At 45.2% G+C, this 1,901-nt stretch carries 2 protein-coding genes; both read right to left on the reverse strand.

Going from position 1 to position 1,901, the window contains the following annotated elements:
• Positions 1 to 113: 113 nt before the first annotated feature.
• The gene (locus EGI32_RS11085) at positions 114 to 524 is read right to left on the reverse strand and encodes a hypothetical protein (protein ID WP_255154629.1); all 411 of its coding nucleotides are present in this window, start codon (positions 522 to 524) and stop codon (positions 114 to 116) included.
• 83 nt (positions 525 to 607) lie between these two features.
• On the reverse strand, positions 608 to 1,153 hold the full coding sequence (locus EGI32_RS11090) for a helix-turn-helix transcriptional regulator (RefSeq protein ID WP_255154628.1): 546 nt from the start codon (positions 1,151 to 1,153) through the stop codon (positions 608 to 610).
• Between the last annotated feature and the right edge of the window lie 748 nt (positions 1,154 to 1,901).

Consider the following 1,901-nt stretch of genomic DNA (forward strand, 5'->3'; position numbering starts at 1 on the left):
AAGCTCTGGGTGACAGTTCTATCAGGAACCAGACGACGGCGACAGTGAACGAACCACACAGATCATAGATCATACATCTTAGATCATACATCTTAGATCATAGATCATAGATCCTACAGTTCTGCCTTGCGCCCATTGATAGCCGCAATAAACACATCCGTTTCTACCAGGCTGCGGTCGATGCAGTTCACTTCATATTCCTGGTCGAGCAGGGCCATGTCGTTGAAGCCTTCGAGGCGCTGGGTAAGGGCGTTGAGCCTGGCTACTTTGCTGCTGCGTTTGGCGAGGTACTCGTTTTTAAGGTCGCCATCGGGGTAGGTGGCTATCATGGCGTCGAGGCCGTTGATCTCCAGCTGTACTTCGGCTATCTGTGTAGTTACCTGCGGGGCGGTTACTTCGGCGGCGGTGTGCCTGCGCACCAGCTGCACCCTCTTTACATTGAGGTCTTCTTTTTCGAGGGTGAGCTCTGCGAGTTTCTGGTCGCAGGCTTCGATGGTTTCCAGTTTCAATAATGAGTAATTCATGTTAGTTGTTTTTTTGATTAAAAAAATAAAATTCCGTTTCCGCAAAGGTTCGCGTGGCCTTTGCGGGGTGGGCAGGGGGTTAATTACTCCCCGGTGCCCAGGTATTGTGATATCACATTTGCTTTGGCCAAAAGCAAATCTCTTTGCAGCTGCAGGCGGAGTTTTTTATCTGCATGGCAGCCGCTTAATTTCCTTTTTATATCGTTGCTTCCCCAGTTCAGAAAAGCAGTATCTACTTTTTGTTGTTGCAACACGTCTATCAACTCGCCCCTCTTTTGCGTACAGGCAGATAAAACTTCCTGTTCTTGTTGCAGCCTGATCAATTGTGCATGGGTGGCCGTCAATTGAGAACGGGTGATTATCAGTTCATCTTTCAGTTCACTCAGTAGCATAGAACTTTGGCGCTCTGCTGCCCCGGTAATATGTAACTGCGGTTGCCGATCGTTCTTTCCGGCATCTACTTGCTGCACCAATTCGAGCAGGCGTATACCTACATCAATAGGTATCGGCCGCACTCCTTTTTCGGCCAGTTTAATCTGGCTTCGGGTAGTACTCAACATGGTAGCTGCTTCCTGTTGACTCAACCCGAAGCGTTGCCTGAAACTTTTTAAAACGTCTATCTGTATCATGCTATCAGCTTTTTGTACCGGCCCTGTTTTTTAAATGAATGGTTGGTACGTTTTGTACCAGCCCCCTATCTTTTTTATTAATCCGGTACATTTTGTACCGGGACATTGTATTTTCTACTCCCCTGGTACAATTTGTACCTACCCTCCTTTTTTTACGAAGGGTGGGTACATTCTTTTTTATGCCCTTCTGTTTAAAGCAATGAATAAACGTCTTAGAGTATTCACCCATTTTGGCAAAAACGTTGCAGAAAAAGGCGACTTTTTTCCCACACTGAAATTCCCCCCATATACTATTGCCACTTTTTGATAAAAACGTTTCAAATACCATCAACTTTTTTTTAAAAAGATTTTTCAATAATTAATTCATTTGTTGACTACCAGGATTTTTTTTTGATACCCGGGAACAAAGCAAAACAAAAGTTCAAAGCCAGACCAGTTGGCCAACCGGTTGGTCAACCCCCAACAGTTTTGATACTGAATAGCTTATGGGCAAAAAAATTTTTATTTTTTTTCTCTACCCCGGTTAAGGGGCCAGGTACGCTTTCTGATCACAAAACAACTACTTTATCCGGTGCGAGTCTAGTGCGGAGGGTGACAGCACCTACCCTGAAAGTCAATAGCAGTGCGGAAATTTTAATAAAAAAAAGTTGGCCGGGAAGGGGGAGGGTTGAAGGTTGAAAGTTGAAGGTTGAAGGTGGAGGGTTGATGGGGAGGTTGAAGGTGAGGGCTTCTTCTTCCTAACGTCGTT

Source organism: Ferruginibacter sp. HRS2-29 (assembly GCF_024343615.1).
Taxonomy (GTDB): Bacteria; Bacteroidota; Bacteroidia; order Chitinophagales; family Chitinophagaceae; genus Ferruginibacter.